Source organism: Rubrivivax benzoatilyticus JA2 = ATCC BAA-35, assembly GCF_000190375.1.
GTDB classification, from domain to species: Bacteria; Pseudomonadota; Gammaproteobacteria; order Burkholderiales; family Burkholderiaceae_C; genus Rubrivivax; species Rubrivivax benzoatilyticus.
Genome location: NZ_AEWG01000105.1, coordinates 17,961 through 43,149, shown reverse-complemented (window position 1 = coordinate 43,149; position 25,189 = coordinate 17,961). Strand labels below are relative to the sequence as shown.

The 25,189-nt window shown below is 72.4% G+C and carries 26 protein-coding genes and 1 riboswitch; of the genes, 12 read left to right on the top strand and 14 right to left on the bottom strand.

What is annotated here, in order from left to right; all coding sequences use genetic code 11:
- Positions 1-151: 151 nt before the first annotated feature.
- Both cysE and RBXJA2T_RS12300 read right to left on the bottom strand, forming a co-directional pair.
- Positions 152-931 carry a serine O-acetyltransferase gene (gene cysE, locus RBXJA2T_RS12305; RefSeq protein WP_009857709.1) on the bottom strand — a complete coding sequence of 260 codons (780 nt, stop codon included), beginning with the start codon at positions 929-931 and terminating at the stop codon, positions 152-154.
- A gap of 19 nt (positions 932-950) precedes the next feature.
- Positions 951-1,673: an RNA methyltransferase gene (locus RBXJA2T_RS12300; RefSeq protein WP_029718866.1), complete on the bottom strand. Its 723-nt coding sequence runs from the start codon at positions 1,671-1,673 to the stop codon at positions 951-953.
- A 113-nt stretch (positions 1,674-1,786) separates the two neighbouring features.
- Here RBXJA2T_RS12300 and RBXJA2T_RS12295 point away from each other — a divergent pair, with 113 nt between their 5' ends.
- From RBXJA2T_RS12295 to RBXJA2T_RS12275, 5 genes are all read left to right on the top strand, one after another.
- Positions 1,787-2,755 (top strand): inositol monophosphatase family protein, encoded by a 969-nt coding sequence (locus RBXJA2T_RS12295; protein WP_009857707.1) that lies wholly within the window; start codon positions 1,787-1,789, stop codon positions 2,753-2,755.
- A gap of 96 nt (positions 2,756-2,851) precedes the next feature.
- Positions 2,852-5,449, top strand: coding sequence for a DNA mismatch repair protein MutS (gene mutS, locus RBXJA2T_RS12290; RefSeq protein WP_029718865.1), 2,598 nt, complete (start codon positions 2,852-2,854; stop codon positions 5,447-5,449).
- Positions 5,450-5,699: 250 nt separating this feature from the next.
- Positions 5,700-6,524, top strand: a complete 825-nt coding sequence (locus RBXJA2T_RS12285; RefSeq protein WP_009857705.1) for a proteasome-type protease — start codon at positions 5,700-5,702, stop codon at positions 6,522-6,524.
- Positions 6,525-6,936: 412 nt separating this feature from the next.
- Positions 6,937-7,752 (top strand): alpha/beta fold hydrolase, encoded by an 816-nt coding sequence (locus RBXJA2T_RS12280; RefSeq protein ID WP_009857704.1) that lies wholly within the window; start codon positions 6,937-6,939, stop codon positions 7,750-7,752.
- A complete protein-coding gene (locus tag RBXJA2T_RS12275; RefSeq protein WP_009857703.1) occupies positions 7,749-8,144 on the top strand; it encodes a PPC domain-containing DNA-binding protein in 396 nt (131 codons plus the stop codon). Before RBXJA2T_RS12280 ends, RBXJA2T_RS12275 begins: the two co-directional genes overlap by 4 nt.
- A gap of 5 nt (positions 8,145-8,149) precedes the next feature.
- Here the strand turns inward: RBXJA2T_RS12275 and RBXJA2T_RS20525 are convergent, their stop codons facing one another.
- The 10 genes from RBXJA2T_RS20525 to RBXJA2T_RS12230 form a co-directional block, all read right to left on the bottom strand.
- Positions 8,150-8,299, bottom strand: coding sequence for a hypothetical protein (locus RBXJA2T_RS20525; RefSeq protein ID WP_009857702.1), 150 nt, complete (start codon positions 8,297-8,299; stop codon positions 8,150-8,152).
- A gap of 109 nt (positions 8,300-8,408) precedes the next feature.
- A complete protein-coding gene (locus RBXJA2T_RS12270) occupies positions 8,409-8,945 on the bottom strand; it encodes a histidine phosphatase family protein (protein WP_029718903.1) in 537 nt (178 codons plus the stop codon).
- The gene (locus RBXJA2T_RS12265; RefSeq protein WP_009857700.1) at positions 8,938-9,723 is read right to left on the bottom strand and encodes an adenosylcobinamide-GDP ribazoletransferase; all 786 of its coding nucleotides are present in this window, start codon (positions 9,721-9,723) and stop codon (positions 8,938-8,940) included. The genes RBXJA2T_RS12270 and RBXJA2T_RS12265 overlap by 8 nt, the downstream gene beginning before the upstream one ends.
- Positions 9,713-10,741 (bottom strand): nicotinate-nucleotide--dimethylbenzimidazole phosphoribosyltransferase, encoded by a 1,029-nt coding sequence (gene cobT, locus RBXJA2T_RS12260; protein ID WP_009857699.1) that lies wholly within the window; start codon positions 10,739-10,741, stop codon positions 9,713-9,715. Before cobT ends, RBXJA2T_RS12265 begins: the two co-directional genes overlap by 11 nt.
- 129 nt (positions 10,742-10,870) lie before the next feature.
- Positions 10,871-12,343: a cobyric acid synthase gene (locus RBXJA2T_RS12255; RefSeq protein ID WP_029718904.1), complete on the bottom strand. Its 1,473-nt coding sequence runs from the start codon at positions 12,341-12,343 to the stop codon at positions 10,871-10,873.
- 10 nt (positions 12,344-12,353) lie between these two features.
- Positions 12,354-13,112 carry an ABC transporter ATP-binding protein gene (locus RBXJA2T_RS12250; protein WP_009857697.1) on the bottom strand — a complete coding sequence of 253 codons (759 nt, stop codon included), beginning with the start codon at positions 13,110-13,112 and terminating at the stop codon, positions 12,354-12,356.
- Positions 13,109-14,134, bottom strand: coding sequence for a FecCD family ABC transporter permease (locus RBXJA2T_RS12245; RefSeq protein ID WP_009857696.1), 1,026 nt, complete (start codon positions 14,132-14,134; stop codon positions 13,109-13,111). The genes RBXJA2T_RS12250 and RBXJA2T_RS12245 overlap by 4 nt, the downstream gene beginning before the upstream one ends.
- Complete coding sequence (locus RBXJA2T_RS12240) at positions 14,131-14,994, bottom strand: ABC transporter substrate-binding protein (RefSeq protein WP_009857695.1); 864 nt, start codon at positions 14,992-14,994, stop codon at positions 14,131-14,133. Before RBXJA2T_RS12240 ends, RBXJA2T_RS12245 begins: the two co-directional genes overlap by 4 nt.
- Entirely contained in the window at positions 14,991-15,539 is a 549-nt protein-coding gene (locus RBXJA2T_RS12235) for a bifunctional adenosylcobinamide kinase/adenosylcobinamide-phosphate guanylyltransferase (RefSeq protein ID WP_009857694.1), read from the bottom strand. Before RBXJA2T_RS12235 ends, RBXJA2T_RS12240 begins: the two co-directional genes overlap by 4 nt.
- Before the next feature lie 22 nt (positions 15,540-15,561).
- Positions 15,562-17,412, bottom strand: a complete 1,851-nt coding sequence (locus RBXJA2T_RS12230; protein WP_009857693.1) for a TonB-dependent receptor plug domain-containing protein — start codon at positions 17,410-17,412, stop codon at positions 15,562-15,564.
- Between the two features lie 153 nt (positions 17,413-17,565).
- Positions 17,566-17,817, bottom strand: a riboswitch (cobalamin riboswitch).
- A gap of 132 nt (positions 17,818-17,949) precedes the next feature.
- On the opposite strand from RBXJA2T_RS12230, the gene pyrG reads away from it, so the two are divergent.
- The 7 genes from pyrG to RBXJA2T_RS12195 are packed head-to-tail and all read left to right on the top strand — an operon-like array spanning position 17,950 to position 23,694.
- Entirely contained in the window at positions 17,950-19,611 is a 1,662-nt protein-coding gene (pyrG, locus tag RBXJA2T_RS12225; RefSeq protein ID WP_009857692.1) for a CTP synthase, read from the top strand.
- Positions 19,608-20,465 (top strand): 3-deoxy-8-phosphooctulonate synthase, encoded by an 858-nt coding sequence (kdsA, locus tag RBXJA2T_RS12220; RefSeq protein ID WP_009857691.1) that lies wholly within the window; start codon positions 19,608-19,610, stop codon positions 20,463-20,465. Before pyrG ends, kdsA begins: the two co-directional genes overlap by 4 nt.
- 8 nt (positions 20,466-20,473) lie before the next feature.
- Positions 20,474-20,782 carry a DUF1330 domain-containing protein gene (locus RBXJA2T_RS12215; RefSeq protein WP_009857690.1) on the top strand — a complete coding sequence of 103 codons (309 nt, stop codon included), beginning with the start codon at positions 20,474-20,476 and terminating at the stop codon, positions 20,780-20,782.
- A 35-nt stretch (positions 20,783-20,817) separates the two neighbouring features.
- Entirely contained in the window at positions 20,818-22,101 is a 1,284-nt protein-coding gene (gene eno, locus RBXJA2T_RS12210; RefSeq protein ID WP_009857689.1) for a phosphopyruvate hydratase, read from the top strand.
- Between the two features lie 4 nt (positions 22,102-22,105).
- Positions 22,106-22,384, top strand: a complete 279-nt coding sequence (gene ftsB / locus RBXJA2T_RS12205) for a cell division protein FtsB (RefSeq protein WP_009857688.1) — start codon at positions 22,106-22,108, stop codon at positions 22,382-22,384.
- A 13-nt stretch (positions 22,385-22,397) separates the two neighbouring features.
- A complete protein-coding gene (pnuC, locus tag RBXJA2T_RS12200; protein ID WP_009857687.1) occupies positions 22,398-23,039 on the top strand; it encodes a nicotinamide riboside transporter PnuC in 642 nt (213 codons plus the stop codon).
- Entirely contained in the window at positions 23,029-23,694 is a 666-nt protein-coding gene (locus RBXJA2T_RS12195; RefSeq protein WP_009857686.1) for an AAA family ATPase, read from the top strand. Before pnuC ends, RBXJA2T_RS12195 begins: the two co-directional genes overlap by 11 nt.
- 9 nt (positions 23,695-23,703) lie before the next feature.
- On the opposite strand, the gene hslO is transcribed toward RBXJA2T_RS12195, so the two are convergent.
- Together hslO and RBXJA2T_RS12185 are read right to left on the bottom strand one after the other, a co-directional pair.
- Positions 23,704-24,660: an Hsp33 family molecular chaperone HslO gene (gene hslO, locus RBXJA2T_RS12190; RefSeq protein WP_009857685.1), complete on the bottom strand. Its 957-nt coding sequence runs from the start codon at positions 24,658-24,660 to the stop codon at positions 23,704-23,706.
- Positions 24,660-25,184: a gamma carbonic anhydrase family protein gene (locus RBXJA2T_RS12185; RefSeq protein WP_009857684.1), complete on the bottom strand. Its 525-nt coding sequence runs from the start codon at positions 25,182-25,184 to the stop codon at positions 24,660-24,662. Before RBXJA2T_RS12185 ends, hslO begins: the two co-directional genes overlap by 1 nt.
- Between the last annotated feature and the right edge of the window lie 5 nt (positions 25,185-25,189).

Below are 25,189 nucleotides of genomic sequence, written 5' to 3'. Positions count from 1 at the left end.
ACGGGGTCAGGTCCCACGGAAGACGGGGTCAGGTCCTGTGGGACCTGACCCCGGGCTTTGGCAGCGTCACGAAAGACAAGAAGACAAGGGGTCAGGTCCCGCAGGACCTGACCCCAGCATCGGCATCCCGGCATCCGCCGGCCATGCGGCGCTACTTGACCAGGCGGTTCAGCCGGTCGGCGTCGAAACGCTCGGTGGTGTGCGCGTCCTGCGGCACGCAGTCGGCGGCCGGCAGCTCGCGCGAGCGGGCGGCGAGCTTCTCGATCGCCTGCCAGAGCAGCGCGATCTGGTGCTCGTGGCCCGAGGCGCTGTCGATCAGCCCCTTCATCGCCAGCGACACCGGGTCGTCGCCCTGCGTCACGCCGTAGGCCGAGAAGCCCAGGCGCGCGGCGCGTTCCTCGCGCTCGGCGTCGGCGTTCTTGACGACGATGCGCGCCGGGATGCCGACCGCGGTGGCGCCCGGCGGCACCGGCTGCAGCAGCACGGCATTGGAGCCGACACGCGCGCCGTCACCGACGGTGAAGCCGCCCAGCACCTTGGCGCCGGCGGCGACGATGACACCGCGGCCCAGCGTCGGATGGCGCTTGGCGCCGCGCTCCAGCGAGGTGCCGCCCAGCGTCACGCCGTGGTAGAGCGTGCACTCGTCGCCGACCTCGGCGGTCTCGCCGATCACCAGGCCCATGCCGTGGTCGATGAAGACCCGGCGGCCGATCTTGGCGCCGGGGTGGATCTCGATGCCGGTGGCCCAGCGCGAGACGTGCGAGATGAACCGCGCCAGCCAGCGCAGGCCGTGAGTCCAGCACCAGTGCGCGCGGCGGTGCATCACCAGCGCGTGCAGACCCGGGTAACAGGTCAGCACCTCCCACGTCGAACGGGCGGCGGGATCGCGCTCGCGGATGCAGGCGATGTCCTCACGCAGACGGGCGAACATGGGGTGGGCTCCGGGGGAATCAGTCGCGTTTCAGTGTAGCTGCACGTGCGATCCCTCGCAGGATCTGCACTTCTTCATGCGTCAGGCGCATACGGTTGGCCAGCTGGTTGAGCCGCGGCATCAGCTTCTTCGGCGCCTCGGGGTCGAGGAAACCGATCTCGACCAGCGTGCGCTGCCAGTGCTCGAGCACGCCCTGCACCGCGGCGGCGTCGGCCAGGCGCGGGTCGGCGGTGCGCGCGACGACCGGGAAGCCGCCTTGCGCCTGGCGCCAGTCGTAGGCCAGGATCTGCACCGCCTGGGCCAGATTCAGCGAGCCGTAGTCGGGATGCGTCGGGATCGAGAGGCAGACGTGGCAGCGGTAGACGTCGTCGTTGGCCAGCCCCGTGCGCTCGGGGCCGAAGACGAAGGCCACGCGGTCATCGCCGCGTGCGGCCAGCTCGGCGAAGTGCGGGCGCGGCGCTGCCGTCGGCGGGCCGAAGTCGCGCGGCGTCATCGCCGTCGCGCAGGCGTGCGTGACGCCGTCCAGCGCCTCGGCCAGCGTGGCGACGATGCGCGCGCCGGCCAGCACGTCGGTGGCGCCGCTGGCCATCGCCAGCGTCTCCTCGCGCTGCAGCACGTCGGCCCAGCGCGGGCGCACGAGCACCAGATCCGTGAAGCCCATCACCTTCATCGCACGCGCGGCCGCGCCGACGTTGCCGGCATGGCTGGTTTCCACGAGAACGAATCGGGTCGGGTCGGTCATCACCGTTAAAATGCCGGGTTGCACACGCTGCGGGGCGCGCATTGTCGCCGGCCCGGCGTGCACCGCTCTTTCATCCCGTCCCGCCCCCACTCCCCTACGAACAGGCCCTGCCCATGTCGACCGCGATCCATCCCATGCTCAACATCGCCGTGAAGGCGGCCCGCGCGGCAGGGTCCATCATCAACCGGGCGGCGCTGGACCTGGACGTGCTGAAGGTCGGCAGCAAGGGCCCGAACGACTTCGTCACCGAGGTCGACCGTGCGGCCGAACAGGTCATCATCGAGACGCTGCTGGAGGCCTACCCGGGCCACGGCATCCTGGCCGAGGAGTCGGGCCGCGAACACGGCTCGCGCGACAGCGAGTTCGTCTGGATCATCGACCCGCTGGACGGCACGACCAACTTCCTGCACGGCTTCCCGGTCTACGCGGTGTCGATCGCGCTGGCCCACCGCGGCCAGGTGCAGCAGGCCGTCGTCTACGACCCGACGCGCAACGACCTGTTCTACGCCTCGCGCGGCCGCGGCGCCTACCTCAACGACCGCCGCCTGCGGGTCTCCAAGCGCACGCGGCTGTCGGACTCGCTGGTCGGAACCGGCTTCCCGTTCCGCAAGGGCGACAACTTCAAGCGCTACGTGAAGATGTTCGAGGAGGTGATGCAGAGCTGCGCCGGCCTGCGCCGCCCGGGCGCTGCCGCGCTGGACCTGTGCTACGTCGCCGCCGGCCATTACGACGGCTTCTTCGAGACCGGGCTGAGCCCCTGGGACATCGCCGCGGGCTCGCTGATCATCACCGAGGCCGGCGGCCTGATCGGCAACTTCACCGGCGAAGCCGACTTCCTCTATCAGCGCGAGGTCGTCGCCGGCAACCCGAAGGTCTACGGCCAGCTGGTGCAGATCCTGGCGCCGTACACCCGCGTCATCAAGGAACCCGAGGCCGCGCCGGCCACCGCCGCCGCCCAGCCCGACGCGACCGACGCCTTCGTCGCCGCGGCCGCGCCGACGCCGGCCGCCCCGGCCGAGAAGAAGCGCCCGACGCGCATCCGCAAGGCCGACCTGGCCAAGCCCGGCGACGCGCCGATGTGAGGCCGCGGCGGCGCCTCTGGCGCCCCCGCCCCGTGAATCCCCGCGCCGCCGGCCGCTCACGCGAGCCGGCGGCTGTCGTTTCAGCGCCCCCACCGCATGTCCGCCGACACCCCGACCGCCTCCGCCCCCGCCGCGCCCGATTTCTCGGGTCACACGCCCATGATGGTCCAGTATCTACGGATCAAAGCGGAGTTTCCGGACACGCTCGTCTTCTACCGGATGGGCGATTTCTACGAGCTCTTCTACGACGACGCGCGCAAGGCCAACCGGCTGCTGGACATCACGCTGACGACGCGCGGCCAGAGCGCCGGCGAGCCGGTGGTGATGGCCGGCGTGCCGGTGCATTCGGTCGACGCCTACCTCGCGCGGCTGCTGAAGCTGGGCGAGGCGGTGGCGATCGCCGAGCAGGTCGGCGAGGTCGGTGCCGCCAAGGGCCCGGTCGAACGCAAGGTGGTGCGTGTCGTCACGCCGGGCACGGTGACCGACAGCGAGCTGCTGGCCGAACGCGCCGACACGCTGCTGCTGGCCGTGCACCGCCAGCGCAACACCTGGGGCCTGGCCTGGCTGGGCCTGGCCAGCGGCGAGCTCGGGCTCACCGAATGCAGCGAGCGTGAACTCGCCGGCTGGCTGGCGCGGCTGCAGCCGGCCGAGCTGCTGCACGACGGCAGCGGCGAGCTGCCGGCAGCACTCGCCCAGGCGCCTTGCGCGCGCACGGCGCGCCCGGCCTGGCAGTTCGAGTCGGCTTTGGGCGAACGCAAGCTGCGCGAGCAGCTTCAGGTGGCGACGCTGGCCGGCTTCGGCGCCCAGGAGCTGAAGGTCGCGCACGCCGCCGCCGCGGCGCTGCTGAGTTTTGCCGAACACACCCAGGGCCGCGCGCTGGCGCATCTGCGCAGCGTCGCCGTGCCGCGTTCCAGCGAGCTGATCGAGCTGCCGCCGGCTACGCACCGCAACCTCGAGCTGGTGCAGACGCTGCGTGGCGAGGACAGCCCGACGCTGCTGTCGCTGCTGGACACCTGCCGCACCGGCATGGGCAGCCGCCGGCTGCGCCACTGGCTGACGCACCCGCAACGCGACCGCAGCGAGGCGCGCGCGCGCCACGAAGCCATCGCCTGCCTGCTGGACCAGGGCTACGAGCCGCTGCGCGACGCGCTGCGCGGCGTCAGCGACGTCGAGCGCATCACCGCGCGCATCGCGCTGCGCCAGGTGCGCCCGCGCGAACTGTCGGGGCTGCGTGCGACGCTGCTGGGCCTGCCGGCGCTGCGCACCGCGGTGCCGGCCGGCGCGCCGCTGCTGGCCGAGTTCGACGCCGCGCTGGCGCCCGACGACGGCATCGCCAACGTGCTGTCGGCGATCGCCGAGGAGCCGGCAGTGATGCTGCGCGACGGCGGCGTCATCGCCGCCGGCGTCGACGCCGAGCTCGACGAGCTGCGCGCGATCAGCCAGAACTGCGACGCCTTCCTGCTCGACCTGGAGTCGCGCGAACGTGCGCGCACCGGTATCGGCAACCTGCGTGTGCAGTTCAACAAGGTGCACGGTTTCTACATCGAGGTCACCAGCTCCGGCCGCGACAAGGTGCCGGCCGACTACCAGCGCCGCCAGACGCTGAAGAACGCCGAGCGCTACATCACGCCCGAGCTGAAAGCCTTCGAGGACAAGGCGCTGTCGGCGCAGGAGCGTGCGCTGGCGCGCGAGAAGTGGATCTACGAGCAGGTGCTCGACGCGCTGCAGCCGCTGCTGCCGCCGCTGACCGCGCTGGCGCGGGCGCTGGCTTCGCTGGACGCGCTGGCAACGCTGGCCGAACGCGCCGCGGCGCTGGGCTGGTGCCGCCCAGAGTTCGTGCCCTACCCCTGCATCGAGATCGAGGCCGGCCGCCACCCGGTCGTCGAGGCGCGGCTGCGCGAGACCGGCGCCGGGCCCTTCATCGCCAACCACTGCCGGCTCGACGCGAAGACCAGGCTGCTCGTCATCACCGGCCCCAACATGGGCGGCAAGAGCACCTTCATGCGCCAGGTGGCGCTGATCGTGCTGCTGGCGGCGATGGGCTCGTACGTGCCGGCCAGCGCCTGCCGTCTGGGGCCGGTCGACGCGATCCACACCCGCATCGGCGCGGCCGACGACCTGGCCAACGCGCAGTCGACCTTCATGCTCGAGATGACCGAGGCCGCGGCCATCGTGCACACCGCCACCGAGCACAGCCTGGTGCTGATGGACGAGATCGGCCGCGGCACCAGCACCTTCGACGGCCTGGCGCTGGCCGCGGCCATCGCGACCCAGCTGCACGACCGCAACCGCAGCTTCACGCTGTTCGCGACGCACTACTTCGAGCTCACCGAGTTCCCGGCCGAGCACGAACGCGCGCTGAACCTGCACGTCGGCGCCGTCGAGAGCGGCCACGACATCGTCTTCCTGCACCAGATCGAACCCGGCCCGGCGAGCCGCAGCTACGGCGTGCAGGTCGCGCGCCTGGCCGGCATGCCGGCGACGGTGATCCGCCAGGCACGGGCGACGCTGGAGGCGCTGGAAGCCAAGGCCCAGGCCGGCCACGCGCAGGTCGACCTGTTCGCGCCGCCGCCGGCCGCGGCAGCGCCCGAGCCTTCGGCGGTGGAAGCGGCGCTGGCCGCGATCGACCCCGACCGCCTGGCGCCGCGCGAGGCGCTGGACGCGCTGTACCGGCTGAAGGCGCTGCTCGGCTGAGGCCGGACGTGGACGGCCCGGCGGGCCGTTCCTGGCGGCGCCTCGGCGATGGGGGTCACGGCGATGGGGGTCACGGCGATGGCGGCGATGGGGGTCGGCGGCGATGGGGGTCAGGTCCCTCGGGACCTGACCCCATACTGGCCCCCCGTACTGACCCCGTACCTGACCCCGACCCCGGCACCCCCGGCCGCTGCTACGCTTGCGGCCTTCGTCGCATCACCTCCACGGGCGAAACCGCCCGCCCCCTCCGATGACTTACTGCGTCGGCATCCGGCTCGAAGCCGGGCTCGTCTTCCTCTCCGACTCGCGCACCAACGCGGGCCTCGACCAGATCAGCACCTATCGCAAGATGATGATCTACGAGCGCCCCGGCGACCGTTTCATGGTGATGCTGTCGGCCGGCAACCTGAGCATCAGCCAGAGCGTGCGCGAGATCCTGCAGGTCGAGAAGCTGGACAACGGCGACGAGGAGCCGCTGACGATCTGGAACGCGCGCAGCATGTTCGACGCCACGCGTGTGCTCGGCGCCGCCGTGCGCCGCGTCTACCAGCAGGACGGCCCGTCGCTGAAGGCCGCCGGTGTCGACTTCAACACCAGCATGATCTTCGGCGGCCAGATCGGCGGCGAGGCGATGCGCATGTTCCTGGTCTACTCGGCCGGCAACTTCATCGAGGCCACGCGCGAGACCTGCTTCTTCCAGATCGGCGAGAGCAAGTACGGCAAGCCGATCCTCGACCGCGTGCTGACGCCGTCCACGCCGCTGGACGAAGCCGCCAAGTGCGCGCTGGTGTCGATGGACTCGACGCTGAAGTCCAACCTCTCGGTCGGCCTGCCGCTGGACCTGATGGTCTACCGCGCCGGCACGCTGTCCTCGGGCGACCACGTCTGCATCGACGAGCAGAACCCGTACTTCCGCATGATCCGCAGCACCTGGGGCCAGCGCCTGCGCGAGGTCTTCGAGTCGATCGACGACCCGCGCTGGGACGGCGGCGACACCGCGCACCCGCTGCTGGCGCGCCATTCGCGCTACGAGCCGATGCGGAAAATCACGCACCCCGGAGAGAGGATCGTCTGATCCCCGGCGGCCCCGCGGCCGCCTGTCCCGCCGGAGACGTGACAGGCGGGGTCAGGTCTCCTGAGACCTGACCCCGGGGCTCCCGGATCCGGTCAGGCGCGTTAACAAGGCCGCTCCCCCCTGGTCGCCGATGGCGACCTGTCCCCGAGGGGCGACACGAGCCGGGAAAGGCGGGGTCAGGTCTCCTGAGACCTGACCCCGGGGCTCCCCGGTCAGGCGCGTCAACAACGCCGCTCCCCCTGGTCGCCGATGGCGACCTGTCCCCGAGAGGCGACACGAGCCGGGACAGGCGGGGTCAGGTCTCCTGAGACCTGACCCCGGGGCTCCGAGCCAGGCGATCGCGACTGTCCCGCCGGAGACGTGCTCCGCGTCCCGGTTGTCGACGATCATTCGCCGTACACGAGAACTGCTGATGGCCACGGAGCACTCCACGATCGTCTTTTCGCACGCCAACGGCTTCCCGGCCGGCACCTACGGCGTGCTGTTCGCGCACTGGCGCGCCGCCGGGCACGAGGTGCTGGCGCTGCCCAAGGTCGGCCACGACCCGCGCTACCCGGTCACCGGCAACTGGCCGCACATCGCGCGCCAGCTGCTGGACTTCGTCGACGAGGCGGCGCCGGGCCGGCGCGTGCACTTCGTCGGCCATTCGCTGGGCGGCTACCTGAGCCTGATGGCGGCCTGCCGGCGGCCCGAGCTCGCCGCCTCGGTGGTGATGCTCGACTCGCCGGTGCTCGCCGGCTGGCGTGCGCACAGCGTGCAGGTCGCCAAGGCGACGAAGCTGATCGGCCGCATCTCGCCCGGCAAGGTGTCCAAGGCGAGGCGCCAGCACTGGCCCTCGGCCGAGGCGGCGCTGGAGCACTTCGCGAAGAAGGCGGTGTTCGCGCGCTGGGACCCGCGTGTGCTGGCCGACTACATCGCCCACGGCACCGAGCCCGACCCGGCCGGCGGCGTGCGCCTGGCCTTCCACCGCGACGTCGAGACGCGTTTCTACAACACGCTGCCGCACCACCTGGGCGATCTGGTGCACCGGCATCCGCCGCGCTGCCCGGTGGCCTTCATCGGCGGCACGCAATCGCTGGAAGTGCGCCAGGTCGGCATGGCGGCGACACGCGCGATCACCCGCGGCCAGGTCGAGTGGATCGCCGGCACGCACCTGGTGCCGATGGAGCAGCCGCTGGCCGTGGCCGACGCGGTGCTGGCGCGCCTGGCCGCGGCCGAAGCGGCATGAAGACGCTGCCGCTGCGGCTGCCGCCCGGCGCCGACCTGCGGCGTGCGCTGGAAGCGGCGCTGTCCGAACACGGCGCCGAAGCCGGCTTCGTGCTGCAGGGCATCGGCAGCCTGCAGCCCGCAGTCCTGCGGCTGGCCGGCGCCGAGACGACGGTGCGGCCCGAAGGCAGCGTCGAGCTGCTGACGCTGGCCGGCAGCGTGGCGCCCGGGGCGTCGCACCTGCATGCCAGCGTCTGCGACGCCACCGGCCGCGTGCTCGGCGGCCATCTGGGCTACGGCTCGGTCGTGCTGACGACGGCCGAGGTGCTGCTCGTGCTGCTGCCCGACTGGGCGTTTTCTCGCGAGCCCGACACGGCGACGGGCTACGCGGAACTGGTGGTGCGGCGGCGCTGAACGCCTCAGGCGCGCGGCGCCGGCGCGGCGGCCAGCTGGCCGGCCGAGGCGGTGGTCTGCGGCGTGGCCAGGAAGTCCACGCTGCCGAGCACGCCGAAGGTCATCATCGCGGCCAGACCGAAGGCGGCGGCACGGGCAACGAAGCTGTCTTTCATTTCGCTCTCCATCGGGTGACGTTGTCGATGGAGTGAACTCTAGGCAGCGCCCCCGGCCGCCGCGAGGCGCGTGCGACGAACTGCGCAGCGCGGCCGATGAACTGCGTTTTCAGCCCCGCCAGACGACACACTCGCCGTGGCGCGGCGGCGCCGGCCAGTCGCGTGCGGCAAAGCCGGTGGCGCCGCGCGGGACGGCGCGCAGCGCGTTCAGCCAGCCGGCGTGGCCGACGACCAGGCGCACGCCCTGCACCGCACCGGCCCAGCCATGCACCCGCGCCGTCAGCGCCTGCAGCGTCTCGCCGCCGCCGGGCGCGTAGCGCCACAGGTCGTTCTGCCAGGCCTCGACCTCGGGCCAGGCGATGTCGCTCCAGCGCTGTCCGTCCCAGGCGCCGAAGTCGAGCTCGGCGAGGCCGGCGTCGACGTCGACCTTCCAGCCCCAGAGCGCCAGCCAGCGGCCGACCTCGCGGCAGCGTGCCAGCGGCGACACCGTCACCGCCCGCGGCAGGCCGTGGCGGCGCGCCGCGGCGCGGATGCGGTGCGCCAGACGTTTGGCGCGGCGCCGGTCGACCGGCAGGTCGGTTCGGCCCAGGCAGCGGCCGGCGGCGCCGGCCACACGCGGATGTCGCCAGGCCCAGAGCTCAGCCATGCTGCATGCCCGCCAGGAAGGCGAGGTAGACGCCGAGCTCGGCGAACTGCTGCGCCGCGCCCAGCGTGTCGCCGGTGTAGCCGCCCAGGCGGCGCGCCAGCCAGCGTGCCATCCACAGCGTCACCGCGCCGACGACCAGCGCCGCCAGCGTCGTGTGCGCCAGGTCCAGGCGCCACAGCACCGCGGCGGCGCCGGCAGCGGCACACCACGCCACGACGACGAACAGCGTGCCGGCGCTCGCCTTCTGCGCAAGCGGCTTGGACTTGGCGTGCTCCAGGTCGCCGGCGTAGCTCAGCAGGCGCAGCATCAGCACCGGCACCGCACGCGACCAGGCGTGCGCCAGCGGCAGGATGGCCAGCGTGGCGAGGAAGTCGCGTGTCGCCAGCCCGTGCAGCGCCGCGGCCTTCAGGCCGAGCACGGCCACCAGAGCGCAGGCGCCGTAGCTGCCGATGCGCGAGTCCTTCATGATCGTGAGCGCCTTCTCGCGGCTCACCGCGCCACCCAGCGCGTCGCAGGTGTCGGCCAGCCCGTCCTCGTGGAAGGCGCCGGTCATCCAGACGGTGGCCGCCATCGACAGCCCGATGGCCACCGGCGCCGGCCACAGCGGGGCCGCGAACCACAGCACCGCGGCGCCGAAGCCGCCGACCACCAGGCCGACGGCCGGGTAGTAGCGCGAGCTGGCGTGCATCAGCTCCGGCCGCCAGCCCACCCAGGCCGGCACCGGCACGCGCGTCATGAATTGCAGCGCGACGAAGAACAGCCTCAGCTCATGCAGCACTGCTGACCTGCGCCGATTCGAAGCTCGCCATCTCGGCCAGGATCAGCTCGGCCGACTTGATCAGCGGCCAGGCCAGCGCCGCGCCCGAGCCTTCACCCAGGCGCAGGCCCAGGTCGACCAGCGGGCGCGCGCCCAGCAGTTGCAGCCAGCGGCCGTGGCCGTTCTCGGCCGAGCCGTGCGAGAACACGCAGGCGCCGAGGATGCGCGGCTCGATCGCCGCGGCCACCGCCACCGCCGAGGTGGTGATGAAGCCGTCGACGACGATCAGGCGGCGCAGCGCCGCGGCCTGCAGCACGGCGCCGACCATGGTCGCGATCTCCGGGCCGCCGAGCGCCGCCAGCGCGGCCATCGGCGTCGTCGCGTCGGGGTGGCGGTCCAGCGCCCGCTGCAGCACCGCCAGCTTGTGGGCGACGCCGGCCGGGTCCAGACCGGTGCCGCGGCCGGCGCACTGCTCGATCGACAGCCCGGTCAGACGCGCCATCAGCAGCGCCGCCGGCGAGGTGTTGGCGATGCCCATCTCGCCGAGCAGCAGCACGTTGCCCGGCAGGTCGCGCACGAAGGCCGCGCCGTTGGCGATCGCGGCCTCGCACTGGGCCTCGGTCAGCGCCGGGGCGACGGTGCTGTCGGCGCTGCCGTGGCAGCACTTGGACGCCACGAGGCCGGGCGCCGGCGCGAAGTCCTCCTTCACGCCGCAGTCCAGCACCGTCAGCGCCAGGCCGTGCTGGCGCGCCAGCACCGAGATCGCGGCGCCGCCGGCCAGCATGTTGTGCACCATCTGCACCGTCACTTCCTGCGGGAAGGCCGACACGCCCTGCGCGGCGATGCCGTGGTCACCGGCGAAGATGACCAGCTGCGGCGCGTCCAGGCGCGGGTTCTCGCGGCCCTGAACCAGCGCCATCTGCAGCGCGACGGTCTCGATGCGGCCGAGCGAGCCCTGCGGCTTGGTTTTCTGGTCGAGCCGGTGCTGCACGCGCGCGGCGAGTTCGGAGTCTTGGAAGTCGGGGACGGAGAAGTTCATGGAGCACAGGCCGCCGAGGCGGCACGACGATGGAAGCAGCGGCCGGCGGACATCGGGCCGCCGCCGCGCATGACACAGGACAGGTGGACACGACGCCGGCCGTCCTGCGAGGCCACGGCGCCGCCGATCTCAACCCAGCAGCAGCCTTTCGAGAGTGCCGGGCGTGAACGCCGCCTCGACGTGGTCGGCCAGGCCTTCGAAGACGCTCTGCAGCGTCGGCACGGTGTCGCCGTACAGCGCCCGCAGCACGTTCGGCGACTCGAACAGGCCATGCGCGTAGACGCCCAGCACGTTGCCGCGCTGCCAGCCGATCGGCTGGCCCGCCGGGTCGTGCAGCACCGGCCGCGCGGCGTCGGACAGCGCCACCGTGCGGCCGCAGTGGATCTCGTAGCCGGCGGCATCGACGCCGGCCAGCGCGCCCCAGGCACCGTCGGCGGCACCGAAACGCACCCGCGCCGGCTGCACGTGCTTGTCGGCGACGAAGCCGGTGGCCAGCGGCAGCAGGCCCAGGCCCGGCGCCGAGAAGCCGACCTCGCCGTCATGGCCCTCGGGGTCGGCCAGCGTCTGGCCCAGCATCTGCAACCCGCCGCAGACGCCCAGCACCGGCCCGCCGGCGGCGGCGTGGCGGGCGATCGCCGCGTCGAGGCCGTGCCGGCGCAGCCAGGCCAGGTCGCCGCTGACCTGCTTGGAGCCCGGCAGGATGATGCAGTCCACGCCTTCCAGCGCCGCGGCGTCGCGCGCCCACAGCAGGCGCAGACCGTCGATGCGCGCCAGCGGCTGGAACTCGTCGAGGTTGCTGATGTGCGGGTAGGCGACGATGGCGACGCGCCGGCGCGCCGCGCCGCGGCCCTGCGGCGCGTCGTGCAGCATGCCGTCCTCCTCGGGCAGGCCGTGGTCGCGCCACATCGGCACGACGGCCAGCGTCGGCACGCCGGTGCGGTCCTCCAGCTGCTGCGGCGCCGGCGCCAGCAGCGACGGGTCGCCGCGGAAGCGGTTGAGCACGAAGCCGGCGAGCTGAGGCTTCAGGTCCTCGGGCAGCAGTGCCCAGGTGCCGAACAGGTGCGCGAAGGCGCCGCCGCGGTCGATGTCGGTGACCAGCAGCGCCTGCGCCTCGGCCCAGCGCGCGGTCTGCAGGTTGACGTAGTCGTGCGGCGCCAGGTTGGTCTCGGCCGGCGAGCCGGCGCCTTCGATGATCAGCAGCTCGTGGCGGCGCTGCAGCCGCTCCAGGCTGTCGCGCGCGGTCGCGGCCAGCAGCTCGCTGCGTTCGCGCCAGCCGGCGCGCGACAGCCCCGGCTCGACACGGCCGTGCAGCAGCACCTGGCTGGCGGTGTCGCGCTCGGGCTTGAGCAGCACCGGGTTGTGCTCGACCGACGGCGCCAGCCCGGCGGCCAGCGCCTGGAAGTACTGCGCCGCGCCGATCTCGCCCCAGCCGCCGTCCAGCGCCGGCACGACACGCGCGTTGTTGCTCATGTTCTGCGCCTTGAACGGCGCGACGTCGACACCGCGGCGGGCGGCCCAGCGGCACAAGGCGGTGGCCAACCAGCTTTTCCCGGCACCGCTGGTCGTGCCCCAGACGATCAGCGCCCTAGCCTTCTTTTCCATCACGAATCGCTTATCCCAGGTCTGGCAGCGCCATGGCCCGGGCGCCGCTGCGGTCGATGCGCACCGCGCCGCCGAAGGCGTCGACGAGTGCAGCGTGCACGACCGGGTCGTCATGGCTGCCGTGGGCGAGCACGCGTCCGCCGCACAGCACCAGCAGCCGATCGGCGTGCAGCGCCAGCGGCAGATCATGCAGCACGCTGACCACCGTGTGGGTGCTTCCGAGCCGGCGGAACAGCTTTGCGAGCGCCACCTGGTGCGGCGCGTCGAGGTGCGTGGTCGGCTCGTCGAGCAGCAGCACCGGCGCCTCGGTGGCCAGCGCACGCGCCAGCAGCACACGCTGGCGCTCGCCGCCGGAGAGCTGCTGCAGGCGCCGGAACTGCCAGTCGCGGCACTCGGTGGCATCCATCGCCGCGTCGACGGCGGCCTCGTCGCGAGGGCCGGCGGTGCCGAGCAGGCCGAGGTGCGGCAGCCGGCCGAGCATCACGGTGTCGCGCACCGTCAGGTCGCCGCTGGCCTCGCCGGCCTGCGCCAGCCAGGCCAGGCGCAGCGCGCGTTCACGCGGCGCCCAGTCGCCCAGCGGCCGGCCGTCGAGCTCGACGGTGCCACGCTGGTACGGCAGCAGCCCAGCGAGCACGCGCAGCAGCGTCGACTTGCCGGCGCCGTTGGGGCCGACGATCGTCGTCCAGCCGGGCTGCAGCACGCAGCTGACACCGGACAGCACCTCGCGCGCGCCCAGCCGCGCGCCGACGTCGGCCGCGATCAGGTTCACCGCACGCCCCGCTTGTGCAGCAGCCACAGCAGGTAGCCGCCGCCGAGCACCGCGGTCAGCACGCCGACCGGCAGCTCCTGCGGCGCGATCAGCCCGCGGGCGAGCACGTCGGCGCCGAGCATCAGCACGCCGCCGGCCGCGGCGCTGGCCGGCAGCATGAAGCGCTGCGGCGCCGGCGCGAAACGGCGCACCAGATGCGGCGAGACCAGGCCGACGAAACCGACCAGCCCGGCCTGCGACACCGCCAGCGCGGTGCACAGCGCCAGCAGCACGACCAGCAGCAGGCGCAGCCGCGGCAGCGCCAGCCCCAGGCTGGCGGCGCTCTCCTCGCCCAGGCCCAGCGCGTCGAGCGCGCGCGCCAGGCGCCAGGCCGGCGGCAGCGCCAGCGCCAAGCCGACGGCCAGCAGCGCCACGCTCTGCCAGCCGAGGAAGCCGGTCGAGCCGAGCATGAAACTCTGCTTGCCGCGCAACGCGTCGGGCACCCAGGTCGTGACCAGATCGCTGGCGGCGCCGAGCACGACGCCGACGACGACGCCCGACAGCAGCAGCCGCATCGGCTCCTGCGCGCCGCGGGCGAGCATCAGCGTCAGCGTCACGCCGCCGAGCGCGCCGACGAAGGCGGCACCGACGAGGCCGATGCGCGCCAGCCACTCGACGCTGCCCAGCGCCAGCGCATGGCCGCCGATGGCGCTGGCGGCGAGCACCGCGACCACCGCCAGCGAGGCTCCCGAGCCGGTGCCCAGCAGGTAGGGATCGGCCAGCGGGTTGCGGAACAGCCCTTGCGCGATCGCGCCGGCCAGCCCCAGCAGCGCGCCGACCAGCAGCGCACCGATGGTGCGCGGGGCGCGGATCTGGCCGACGATCAGCTCCATCGGCACCGCCGAGTCGGCGTCGCTCCAGTGCCAGCTCCAGCCTTCGCTGCCGACCGCCAGGCCGAGCAGCGACAGCGCCAGCGCGGCCAGCGCCAGCCCCGCCACCAGGCGGCGGCGGCGCGACAGGTCCAGGGCCAGCGCGGGGTTCATTTCTCGGGCAGGCCGGCCAGGCAGTCGGCGATGGCGAGCGCGGCCTCGCCCATGCGCGGGCCGGGACGGATCAGCAGCAGGTAGCGCTCGCGCTCGAAGCCGCAGGCCTGGCCGTCCTTCAGCGCGCGCAGCGTGTGCCAGCCCGGGCGCTCGGCCATCGTCGCGAGCGCACGATCCTCCGCCATCACGAGGTCCGGCGACTTGCGCACGAGGAACTCGGGGTTCAGGCGCGGGAAGGCGCCGTACTCGGCCGGCACGACGTTGCGCAACCCCAGGCGCTGCAGCGTCTCGCCGATGAACGAGCCGGGGCCGGCGGCGTACGGCGTCGAGTCGACCTCGAAATAGACGCTGCGCCCGCGCAGCCGCGGCGGGATGCGCGCCGCGGCCGCCGCCTCGTCGCGGTGGATCGAGGCCCAGAGCTGCGCCGCGCGCTGCGGCTGGCCGAGCACGCGCGCCAGCGCATCGGTCGAGTGGCGCACCTGGGCGTGGGAGTCCGAGTCGAAGACCATCACCTTCAGCCCCAGCGCCTCCAGGCGTTCGGCAACCCGCGCCGAACGCGCGGCGAGCACGAGTTCGGGGCGCAGCGCGACGATGCGCTCGACGCTGGCGTCGTCCAGCCCGCCCAGGCGGGGCAGCGCGTTCACCTGCGCCGGCCAGTCGGAATAGCGGTCGACGCCGACCAGGCGCGCGCAGGCGCCGAGCGCGCAGACGGTCTCGGTCAGCGAGGGCAGCAGGCTGACGATGCGCTGCGGCGGCCCGCCCTGCCAGGCCACGCCGCGGTCGTCGCGCGGCGGCTCGGCGGCCGTCGCGGCGCCGGCGCACAGCGCCAGCAGCAGGAGCAGACGGCGCACCGGCTTCATCGCGGCCCCTTCAGCGGCAGTTCCAGCCCGGCGACCATCAGCGTCACGCGGGTGCTGGCCGCGGCCACGCGCTGGTGCAGCCGGCCGAGTTCGTCGACGAAGCGCCGCGCCTGGCGCGACATCGGCGTCACGCCCAGGCCGATCTCGTTGGACACGAGCACCACCGGGCCGCGCGCGGCGGCCAGCGCGTCGACGAGCGCGTCGACCTCGGCCGCCGGGTCGTCGACCGGCGCGCCGTCCAGCGGCATCAGCAGGCCGGTGAGCCACAGCGTCAGGCAGTCGACGACGACCATGCGCCCGGGCAGCGACTCCTCGCGCAGCACGGCGGCCAGCGCACGCGGCTCCTCGCGCGTGGCCAGCCCCGGCACGCGGGCGGCACGGTCGGCGCGGTGACGCTCGATGCGCGCGCGCATCTCGTCGTCGCCGGCCATCGCGGTGGCGACGAGCACGGCGCCGTGCCCCGGCAGCGCGAGCCAGTGCGCCGCGCGTGTTTCGGCGCAGCGCGACTTGCCGCTCTTGGCGCCGCCGAGGATCAGCTCGTGCATCGTCCGCCCCGGGTGTGCGGCGTCAGACGCCGCCTTCGTAGCGCAGGCCGAGCCAGAACTGCCGGGCCGGGCCGCGGTAGTAGGCCGAGGGCTCGAGGTTCTCGTCGGTCGCGTTCAGCAGCCGGCTCTCCAGCGTCCAGCCCTTGGCGAAGCGCCAGCCGGCCTTCAGGTCCAGCGTGGTCTCGGCGCCGAGTTCGCGGCTGTCGGGCCGGGCGCCGACGTGCAGCACGCTGGCCCCGGCGTTCCAAACGCCGTGGCGCCAGTCGAGGCCCAGCGTCTCCTGGTGCGCCGCACGGCGCGTCAGGCGGGCGCCGGTGTCCTCGTTCTTGGCGTCGAGGAAGTCGACCTGGGCGCGCAGCGACCAGTCGCCCAGCGCCTTGGCGCCCGACAGCGTCGCGCCCTGCAGACGGGCGCGGGAAGTGTTGGCGACGCAGCCAAAAGCGTAGAGGGGGTCGTCAGGACACAGGCTGCCCTTGGCCGGCCCGATCAGGTTCTTCAGCCGGTTGCGGAAGACCGTCAGGGCGGCGCGGTCGCCATCGGCGGCCCACTCGACGCCGAACTCGACGCTGCGCCCGCGTTCCGGCTTGATGCCCGGCACGCCGTAGCCGGGGTACAGCAAGTCGTTGAACGACGGCGCGCGGAAGCTGTTGCCGGCCAGCGCACGCAAGCGCCAGGCGGGCGTCAGCGCGAAGCTGCCGCCCAGGCGGCCGGTGGTTTGGGCGCCATAGTCTGAGCTGTCGTCACGGCGCAGGTCGGCCTGCCACGAGTAACGGCCGGCGCTGCCCGTCCAGGACAGCACGGCACTGTCGGTGTCGCGATCACCGCGGTAGCTGTCGGTCTTGGCGTCTTCTTCCAGACGCTCGACGGCGGCGACGATCTGGCCGGCGACGCCGGTCTCCCAAGCCAACTGCGCGAGCGCGTGGTCACGCGTGGTGCGGTAACGGTAGACCACCGCCTCGCCGCTGCGCGACTCGTCGACCGCGCGGTCGACCCGCAGTGTCGCAACCAGGCCCGGCGCGAGCGTGCCGCGCCAGTCGAGCGCGGTGGCGTCGACGTCGAGCTGGTCGCGGAAGTCCGGCGTGTTGTCGGGGGCGTAGTTCGGCGGCGCGTACTCGGTGCTGTCGATCTGGGTTTCCAGCCGGCTGCGCAGCAGCGACAGGCCGATGCGGTGGCCCGGCGCCGGCGTGAAGCCGATGCGCGCCTGGCCGCTGTCGCGCGTGTAGCCGTCGTCGTCGGCGTTGTAGTTGCCGTACGGATCGCCGGGGCGCAGCGCGCTGTCGCCGTCGTCGTGCTGCCGGGCCAGCGACGCGGCGAAGTCCCAGGCGCCGAAGCTGCCGCTGGCACCGGCCGACAGCTCGCGTGCGCCGCGGCCGCCGAACGCGGCGGCGGCGTCGAAACGCAGGCCGGCGTCGGCGCGGCGCGTGACGATGTTGATGACACCCCCGACGGCGTCGGCGCCGTAGAGGCTGGAGCCGGGGCCGCGCAGCACCTCGACACGCTCGATCTGCGCCAGCGGCAGCGCCTGCACCGACGGGTCGGCCAGCGTCGCCGAGCCGATGCGCACGCCATCGACCAGCACGACGGTCTGGCTGCCCGAGGCGCCGCGGATCATCACCGAGGTGGCGCCGCCGGGGCCGCCGCTGCGCGACAGCTGCACGCCGGCCTGCTCGCGCAGCAGGTCGGCCAGCGACGTGGCGCCCGAGGCACGCAGCGTGTCGCCGTCGATCACGACGACGTCGGCGGCCAGCCGCGAGACGGCCAGCGGCTCGCGCGAGCCGGTGACGACGATGGTTTCGGACGATTGCGCCGCCGCGGTGGCGGCGACAAACGAACAGGCGACCGCGACGACGGTGCGGCGGTCGAAACAGGACATGGACAAGCGGGCCTCCAGCCGCACACCCCGTGCGGACCAGCGATGAGTCAAGCCGCCGTCCTGGAACGCGGCACGCCCGATGTCACCCGCGCCGGCGGACGTCAAGACGGACTCCGGGCCGCGGGGGTTCGTGCGCGCCGCCCACCGCGACGCCGGCATCCCTGGCATCGGGCCGGTATCCGGGCTCGCGAGTGCCGGTCCGACGGTTTGACCGTGGACCGAAGCCGTCAGCGCCTTCCCAGTCCTCGCTGGACCAGTGGCTGCATTGCTGACCGCACCTCGCCGACCGTTGCGGGGGCAGCGCCGGAATTGCCGCGCGTCATCGTGGACGCGCCGCGCACCGGCTTCCCGTTCAACCCTCCGACACCTGCCGTGCAAGAGGGCACCTGATGCAAGCGGCGCGAAGTCTAGCACCGCCGGGGGGCGCGGCGACACGCCCGAGCGGCGCGCCGGCGCACCGGGGAGCGGCAGGGGGCGCCGCCTATAATCACGCTTTACCACCTGGGCACAGCGACTTGCGCATGTGCCCCACGCGACATGACCAAGTTCGTCTTCGTCACCGGCGGCGTGGTGTCCTCCCTCGGCAAGGGGATCGCGGCAGCCTCGCTGGCGGCGATCCTCGAGTCGCGAGGTCTGAAGGTCACCCTGATCAAGCTGGATCCGTACCTCAACGTCGACCCGGGCACGATGAGCCCGTTCCAGCACGGCGAGGTGTTCGTCACCGATGACGGCGCCGAGACCGACCTCGACCTCGGCCACTACGAGCGTTTCATCACCACGCGGATGAAGCGCACGAACAACTTCACGACCGGGCAGATCTACAAGAGCGTGCTCGAGAAGGAGCGCCGCGGCGACTATCTCGGCAAGACGGTGCAGGTGATCCCGCACGTCACCAACGAGATCCAGGACTACGTGCGCCGCGGGGCCGTCGACGTCGACGTCGCGATCGTCGAGATCGGCGGCACGGTCGGCGACATCGAGTCGCTGCCCTTCCTGGAGGCCGTGCGCCAGCTGAGCCTGAAGCTCGGCCCGGCGAACACCGCCTTCGTGCACCTGACCTACGTGCCGTGGATCGCCGCCGCCGGCGAGCTGAAGACCAAGCCGACGCAGCACACGGTGCAGAAGCTGCGCGAGATCGGCATCCAGCCCGACGCGCTGCTGTGCCGGGCCGACCGCCGCATCCCCGACGACGAGCGCGAGAAGATCAGCCTGTTCACGAACGTGCCTCAGCACGGCGTGATCTCGATGCCCGACGTCGACACGATCTACAAGGTGCCGCGCGTGCTGCACGAGCAGGGCCTGGACGAGCTGATCTGCATGAAGCTGCAGCTGCTGACCAAGCCCGCCGACCTGCGCCGCTGGGACACGCTGGTGCAGGAGGTCGAGCACCCGCAGAACCGCGTGACGATCGCGATGTGCGGCAAGTACACCGACCTGTCGGACTCGTACAAGTCGCTCAACGAGGCGCTGCGCCACGCCGGCATCCACAACCACGCCAAGGTCGACATCGAGTACGTCGACGCCGAGACGCTGGACGAGCACAACGTCTCGCAGCTGGCGCAGTACGACGCGATCCTCGTGCCCGGCGGCTTCGGCCAGCGCGGCGTCGAGGGCAAGATCCTGGCCGCCAAGTTCGCCCGCGAGCACCGCCTGCCCTACCTCGGCATCTGCCTGGGCATGCAGGTCGCGACGATCGAGTACGCGCGCCACGTCGCCGGCCTGGAGAACGCCAACAGCACCGAGTTCGCGCCGCAGACGCCGCACCCGGTGATCGCGCTGATCGAGGAGTGGCAGGACCGCGACGGCTCGATCCAGAAGCGCAGCGCCAGCTCCGACCTCGGCGGCACGATGCGCCTGGGCGCGCAGAGCTCGGACGTCAAGCCCGGCACGCTGGCCTACCAGATCTACGGCCCGGTCGTCACCGAGCGCCACCGCCACCGCTACGAGGCCAACGTCAACTACCTCGACCGGCTGCAGGCCGCCGGCCTCGTCATCAGCGCGCTGACGCAGCGCGAGCAGCTGACCGAGATCGTCGAGCTGCCGCAGGACCGCCACCCGTGGTTCATGGGCGTGCAGTTCCACCCCGAGTTCAAGAGCACGCCCTGGGGCGGGCACCCGCTGTTCTCCAGCTACGTCAAGGCGGCGCTGGACCACCAGGCGCGGCGCGGCGAAGGCGTCGCGCAAAAGGCAGTCGCATGAAGCTCTGCGGTTTCGAGGTCGGCATCGACCGGCCCTTCTTCCTGATCTCCGGCCCCTGCGTCGTCGAGAGCGAGCAGCTCCAGATGGACGTCGCCGGGCGCCTGAAGGAGATCACCTCGGCGCTGGGCATCCCGTTCATCTTCAAGTCCAGCTACGACAAGGCCAACCGCTCCAGCGGCAGCTCCTTCCGCGGCCCGGGCATGGAACGCGGGCTGGAGATTCTGGCCAAGGTGCGCCGCGAACTCGGCGTGCCGGTGCTGACCGACGTGCACACCGAAGCCGAGGTGCCGCAGGTCGCCGCCGTCGTCGACATGCTGCAGACGCCGGCCTTCCTGTGCCGCCAGACCGATTTCATCCGCGCCGTCGCCCAGTGCGGCAAGCCGGTGAACATCAAGAAGGGCCAGTTCCTCGCCCCGCACGACATGAAGAACGTCGTCGACAAGGCCCGCGCCGCGGCGCGCGAGAAGGGCCTGGCCGAGGACCTGTTCACGGTCTGCGAACGCGGCGCGAGCTTCGGCTACAACAACCTCGTCTCGGACATGCGCAGCCTGGCGATCATGCGCGAGACCGGCGCGCCGGTGGTCTTCGACGCCACGCACAGCGTGCAGCTGCCCGGCGGCCAGGGCACCAGCTCGGGCGGCCAGCGCGAGTTCGTGCCGGTGCTCTCGCGCGCGGCGGTCGGCGTCGGTGTCGCCGGCCTCTTCATGGAGACGCACCCGGACCCGGCGAACGCGATGTCCGACGGCCCGAACGCGGTGCCGTTGAAGCACATGAAGGCGCTGCTGGAACAGCTCGTCGCCATCGACCGCGTCGTCAAGCAGCAGCCGCTGCTCGAAAACGACTTCAGCTGCTGAGCCCGGCCATGTCCGCCCCCGCGTACCTGCTGGTCGAGATGAAGATCAGCGACCCCGAGCGCTACAAGCAGTACATGGCCGAGGCGCCGGCGGCGGTGAAGGCCGCCGGGGGCGAATACCTCGTGCGCGGCGGCCGCCACGAGTGCCTCGAGGGCGATTGGAACCCGGCGCGCGTGGCGATGCTGCGTTTCCCCAGCTACGAGGCGGCGAAGGCCTTCTACGACGGCCAGATGTATCGTGCCGCGCGCGCCCACCGTCAGGACGCGACCGACTACTTCAACATGGTGCTCGTCGAAGGCGTGGACGCCCCGGTCTGAGCACAGAGATCCTCCAGAAAAGAAAGGCAGCTCCCATGAGTGCGATCGTCGACATCGTCGGCCGAGAGATCCTCGACAGCCGCGGCAACCCCACCGTCGAGTGCGACGTGCTGCTGGAAAGCGGCACGATGGGCCGTGCGGCCGTGCCCTCGGGCGCGTCCACCGGCAGCCGCGAGGCGATCGAGCTGCGTGACGGCGACAAGGGTCGCTACCTCGGCAAGGGCGTGCTGCGCGCCGTCGAGCACATCAACACCGAGATCAGCGAAGCCGTGCTGGGCCTGGACGCCAGCGAGCAGGCCTTCCTGGACAAGACCCTGGTCGATCTGGACGGCACCGAGAACAAGGGCCGCCTGGGCGCCAACGCGACGCTGGCCGTCAGCATGGCCGTCGCGCGTGCCGCGGCCGAGGAATCGGGCCTGCCGCTGTACCGCTATTTCGGCGGCATGGGCCGCATGAGCCTGCCGGTGCCGATGATGAACGTCATCAACGGCGGCGCCCACGCCAACAACAACCTCGACCTGCAGGAGTTCATGATCCTGCCGGTCGGCGCGCCCAGCTTCCGCGAGGCCATCCGCTACGGTGCCGAGGTCTTCCACGCGCTGAAGAAGATCATCGACGCCAAGGGCATGCCGACGTCGGTGGGCGACGAAGGCGGCTTCGCACCGAACGTCGCCAACCACGAGGCCGCGATCCAGCTCATCCTGGAAGCCATCGACAAGGCCGGCTACACCCCGGGCGAGCAGATCGCGCTGGGCCTGGACTGCGCCGCCAGCGAGTTCTACAAGGACGGCAAGTACCACCTCGACGGCGAAGGCCTGGTGCTGTCGGCCGGCGAGTGGACCGACATGCTCGCCACCTGGGCCGACAAGTACCCGATCATCTCGATCGAGGACGGCATGCACGAAGGCGACTGGGACGGCTGGAAGCTGCTGACCGAGCGTCTGGGCGGCAAGCTGCAGCTCGTCGGCGACGACCTGTTCGTCACCAACACCAAGATCCTCGAGGAAGGCATCCGCAAGGGCATCGCCAACTCCATCCTCATCAAGATCAACCAGATCGGCACGCTGACCGAGACCTTCTCGGCCATCGAGATGGCCAAGCGCGCGGGCTACACCGCCGTCATCAGCCACCGTTCGGGCGAGACCGAGGACTCGACGATCGCCGACATCGCCGTGGGCACCAACGCCGGCCAGATCAAGACCGGCTCGATGTCGCGCAGCGACCGTATCGCCAAGTACAACCAGCTGCTGCGCATCGAGGAAGACCTCGGCGAGATCGCCTCGTACCCGGGCCGCTCGGCGTTCTACAACCTGCGCTGAGCCCTTGCGCTGGCTCAGTTTCGTGCTGGCGGGGCTGCTCGCCGCCGTTCAGGCCGACCTCTGGTTCGGCCGCTCGAGCGTTCCCTACACGATGAGCCTGCGCACCCAGCTGGCCGCCCAGCAGGCGGCCAACGACCAGGCGCGCGAGCGCAACGCGCGCCTGGAAGCCGAGGTCAGTGACCTGAAGGAAGGGCTGGAGATGGTCGAGGAGAAGGCACGCGCCGAACTCGGCATGGTCAAGCCCGACGAGATCCTGGTGCAGGTGGCGCCGCCCCGGCGCTGAGACGGTCCCCGACGTGATCGAAGCGGTCCTCGCGCCCGCGCAGCCGCTGCTGCGCGTGGCCTTCACGCTGCTGGGCAGCCCGGTGACGTGGCTGGAGCTCGTGGCCTTCGCGCTCGGCGTCTGGATGGTGCTGTGCAACCTGCGCGTGAACCCGCTGGCCTGGCCGCTGGCGATCGCCAGCTCGCTGCTATATGCGTTGCTGTTCGCCGACAGCCGCCTCTACGGCGAAGCCTCGCTGCAGTTCTTCTTCATCGCCGTGGCCTTCTGGGGCTGGTGGCAGTGGCTGCGCGGCCGCGGCGACGACGGCGGCCCGCTGGTCGTGCACCGGCTGACGCCGGCGGCGCGGCGGCGTGCGCTGCTCGCCACCGCGCTGGCCTGGCCGGCGCTGGCGCTGCTGCTGGACCACGCCACCGACAGCGACGTGCCCTGGCTGGACGCCTTGCCCACCGTCGGCAGCGTCGCCGGCCAGCTTCTGCTCGGCCGCAAGCTGGTCGAGAACTGGCCGGTGTGGATCGCGGTCAACGTCGTCAGCGTCGTGCTTTTCGCCGTCAAGGGGCTGTGGCTGACGGTGCTGCTGTACGCGGTGTTCGCGGTGATGGCGGCCTTCGGCTGGCGCGCCTGGCACCGCCTGGCGCAGGAGCACCGTGGCCGCTGACACGCTGATCGTCGCCATCGTCGGCGCCGAGAGCACCGGCAAGACGGTGCTGGCGCAGACGCTGGCCGCACGCATCGAAGCCGAGACCGGCCTGGTCTGCGCCTGGGTGCCCGAGCATCTGCGCAGCTGGTGCGAGACCCGCGGCCGCACGCCGCGCGCCGACGAGCAGGCCGCGATCGCACGCGCCCAGCGCGACACGATCGAGGCCGCCGCGGCCGGCGCCGACGTCGTTGTCGCCGACACGACGCCGCTGATGACCGCGGTCTACAGCCGGCTGCTGTTCGGCGACGACACGCTCGACGCCGAAGCCTGCGCCTGGCAGCGCGAGCGCTGCGGCGCGACGCTGCTGACCGCGCTGGACCTGCCCTGGGTGGCCGACGGCCTGCAGCGCGACGGCCCGCAGGTGCGGATCCCGGTCGACACGACGCTGCGCGAACTGATGGCGCGCCACGGCCTCGCCTGGGCGCTGGTCTGCGGCGACGGCGATGAACGCCTGGAGAACGCGCTCGACGCGCTGGCGCCGCTGCTGCGCGAGCGTGCCGCGCCGCGCCGCGGCCTGTTCACGCGCCTGGCCGGCCGCGACGCGGCCGACCGCCCCTGGCGCTGCGAACTCTGCGACGACCCGGCCTGCGAACACGCCGCACGGCGCGGCTGAGGCCGGCGCCTACTGCATCGTGCCGGTGGACGGCGGCTGGTCGCGCTGCGGCGTGAACATCTCGCCGACGTCGACGGCGTCGAAGCGGTAGTGCTGGCCGCAGAACTGGCAACCGACCTCGACCTCGCCGCGCTCCTCGATCAGCGAGGCGCTCTCCTCGCGGCCCAGGGTCTTCAGCATGTCGCTGACGCGCTCGCGCGAGCAGCTGCAGGCGAAACGCGGCGCGAGCGGCTCGAAGACCCGCAGCGTCTCCTCCCAGAAGAGCCGATGCAGGATGCGCTCGGCGGGCAGCGTCAGCAGCTCCTCGCGCGTCAGCGTGGCGGCCAGCGTCGCGATGCGGTCGAAGGCTTCGCTCAGGCCGATGTCGTCCTCGTTGCGGCGGCCGGCGAGATTGCCCTCCCCTTCGACCGGCAGGCGCTGGATCAGCAGGCCGGCAGCGGTCGTGTCGTCGGCGGCGAGCACGAGGCGGGTGTCGAGCTGCTCGGACTGCAGCATGTAGTGCTCCAGCACCTCGGAGACCTTCTGCAGCGGCTCGCGGCGGTCGCCGTGCAGCGGCACGACGCCCTGGTAGGGCTGCTGGCCCGGCAGGCGGTCCTTGGGGTCCAGCGTGATCGCGCAGCGGCCCTGGCCGTGCACGTTGACCAGTGCCTCCAGGCGGGCGTCGTCGGCGACCTCGCCGGTCAGCGTCGCGGTGGCGCGAAAGGCCAGGTCGGGCTGCACCTCGGCCACCGCCAGCTGGACCGGCCCGTCGCCGGAGATCTGCAGCACCAGCGCGCCGTTGAACTTGATGTTGGCCTGCATCAGCACCGCCGCGGCCGACATCTCGCCGAGCAGCTCGCGCACCGGGCGCGGGTAGCCGCCGGCGGCTTCGCGCCGCGCCAGCATCTCGCGCCAGCCTTCGCCCAGACGCACCAGCATGCCGCGCACCGGCAGGCCTTCGAACAGGAATTTGGTCAGGTCGGACATCAGCCGATTCGCTCCAGTTGGTCGCGGTGGCGAGCCGCGTTGTTCACGTAATGTGCGGCGGACAGCGCCAGCCGGGCCGATTGTTCCGGCGTCAGCGTGCGCACCACCCTGGCCGGCGCGCCGACGATCAGCGAGCCGTCCGCAAACTCCTTGCCTTCGGTGACCAGCGCCCCGGCGCCGACGATGCAGCCGGCCCCGATGCGGGCGCCGTTGAGCAGCACCGCGCCCATGCCGACCAGCGAGCCGTCGCCGATCGTGCAGCCGTGCAGCACGACCTTGTGGCCGATCGTCACGCGCTCGCCGATCACCAGCGGGATGCCGGCGTCGGTGTGCAGCACGCTGCCGTCCTGCACGTTGCTGTCGCGGCCGACGGTGATCCAGTCGTTGTCGCCGCGCAGCACGGCGCCGTACCAGACGCTGGCGCCGGGTTCGAGTGCGACGCGGCCGATCACGGTGGCCGTCTCGGCCACCCAGGCCGTCGCATCGATGCGGGGGACGGCGTCCCCGAGGCGGTAGACGGCCAAGGCGG

Excerpts from the sequence above, each read along its gene's own strand:
- cysE (WP_009857709.1), bottom strand. The coding sequence starts at position 931 with ATGTTCGCCCGTCTGCGTGAGGACATCGCCTGCATCCGCGAGCGCGAT.
- RBXJA2T_RS12300 (WP_029718866.1), bottom strand. The coding sequence starts at position 1,673 with ATGACCGACCCGACCCGATTCGTTCTCGTGGAAACCAGCCATGCCGGC.
- RBXJA2T_RS12295 (WP_009857707.1), top strand. The coding sequence starts at position 1,787 with ATGTCGACCGCGATCCATCCCATGCTCAACATCGCCGTGAAGGCGGCC.
- mutS (WP_029718865.1), top strand. The coding sequence starts at position 2,852 with ATGTCCGCCGACACCCCGACCGCCTCCGCCCCCGCCGCGCCCGATTTC.
- RBXJA2T_RS12285 (WP_009857705.1), top strand. The coding sequence starts at position 5,700 with ATGACTTACTGCGTCGGCATCCGGCTCGAAGCCGGGCTCGTCTTCCTC.
- RBXJA2T_RS12280 (WP_009857704.1), top strand. The coding sequence starts at position 6,937 with ATGGCCACGGAGCACTCCACGATCGTCTTTTCGCACGCCAACGGCTTC.
- RBXJA2T_RS12275 (WP_009857703.1), top strand. The coding sequence starts at position 7,749 with ATGAAGACGCTGCCGCTGCGGCTGCCGCCCGGCGCCGACCTGCGGCGT.
- RBXJA2T_RS20525 (WP_009857702.1), bottom strand. The coding sequence starts at position 8,299 with ATGAAAGACAGCTTCGTTGCCCGTGCCGCCGCCTTCGGTCTGGCCGCG.
- RBXJA2T_RS12270 (WP_029718903.1), bottom strand. The coding sequence starts at position 8,945 with ATGGCTGAGCTCTGGGCCTGGCGACATCCGCGTGTGGCCGGCGCCGCC.
- cobT (WP_009857699.1), bottom strand. The coding sequence starts at position 10,741 with ATGAACTTCTCCGTCCCCGACTTCCAAGACTCCGAACTCGCCGCGCGC.
- RBXJA2T_RS12255 (WP_029718904.1), bottom strand. The coding sequence starts at position 12,343 with ATGGAAAAGAAGGCTAGGGCGCTGATCGTCTGGGGCACGACCAGCGGT.
- RBXJA2T_RS12245 (WP_009857696.1), bottom strand. The coding sequence starts at position 14,134 with ATGAACCCCGCGCTGGCCCTGGACCTGTCGCGCCGCCGCCGCCTGGTG.
- RBXJA2T_RS12240 (WP_009857695.1), bottom strand. The coding sequence starts at position 14,994 with ATGAAGCCGGTGCGCCGTCTGCTCCTGCTGCTGGCGCTGTGCGCCGGC.
- RBXJA2T_RS12235 (WP_009857694.1), bottom strand. The coding sequence starts at position 15,539 with ATGCACGAGCTGATCCTCGGCGGCGCCAAGAGCGGCAAGTCGCGCTGC.
- RBXJA2T_RS12230 (WP_009857693.1), bottom strand. The coding sequence starts at position 17,412 with ATGTCCTGTTTCGACCGCCGCACCGTCGTCGCGGTCGCCTGTTCGTTT.
- pyrG (WP_009857692.1), top strand. The coding sequence starts at position 17,950 with ATGACCAAGTTCGTCTTCGTCACCGGCGGCGTGGTGTCCTCCCTCGGC.
- kdsA (WP_009857691.1), top strand. The coding sequence starts at position 19,608 with ATGAAGCTCTGCGGTTTCGAGGTCGGCATCGACCGGCCCTTCTTCCTG.
- RBXJA2T_RS12215 (WP_009857690.1), top strand. The coding sequence starts at position 20,474 with ATGTCCGCCCCCGCGTACCTGCTGGTCGAGATGAAGATCAGCGACCCC.
- eno (WP_009857689.1), top strand. The coding sequence starts at position 20,818 with ATGAGTGCGATCGTCGACATCGTCGGCCGAGAGATCCTCGACAGCCGC.
- hslO (WP_009857685.1), bottom strand. The coding sequence starts at position 24,660 with ATGTCCGACCTGACCAAATTCCTGTTCGAAGGCCTGCCGGTGCGCGGC.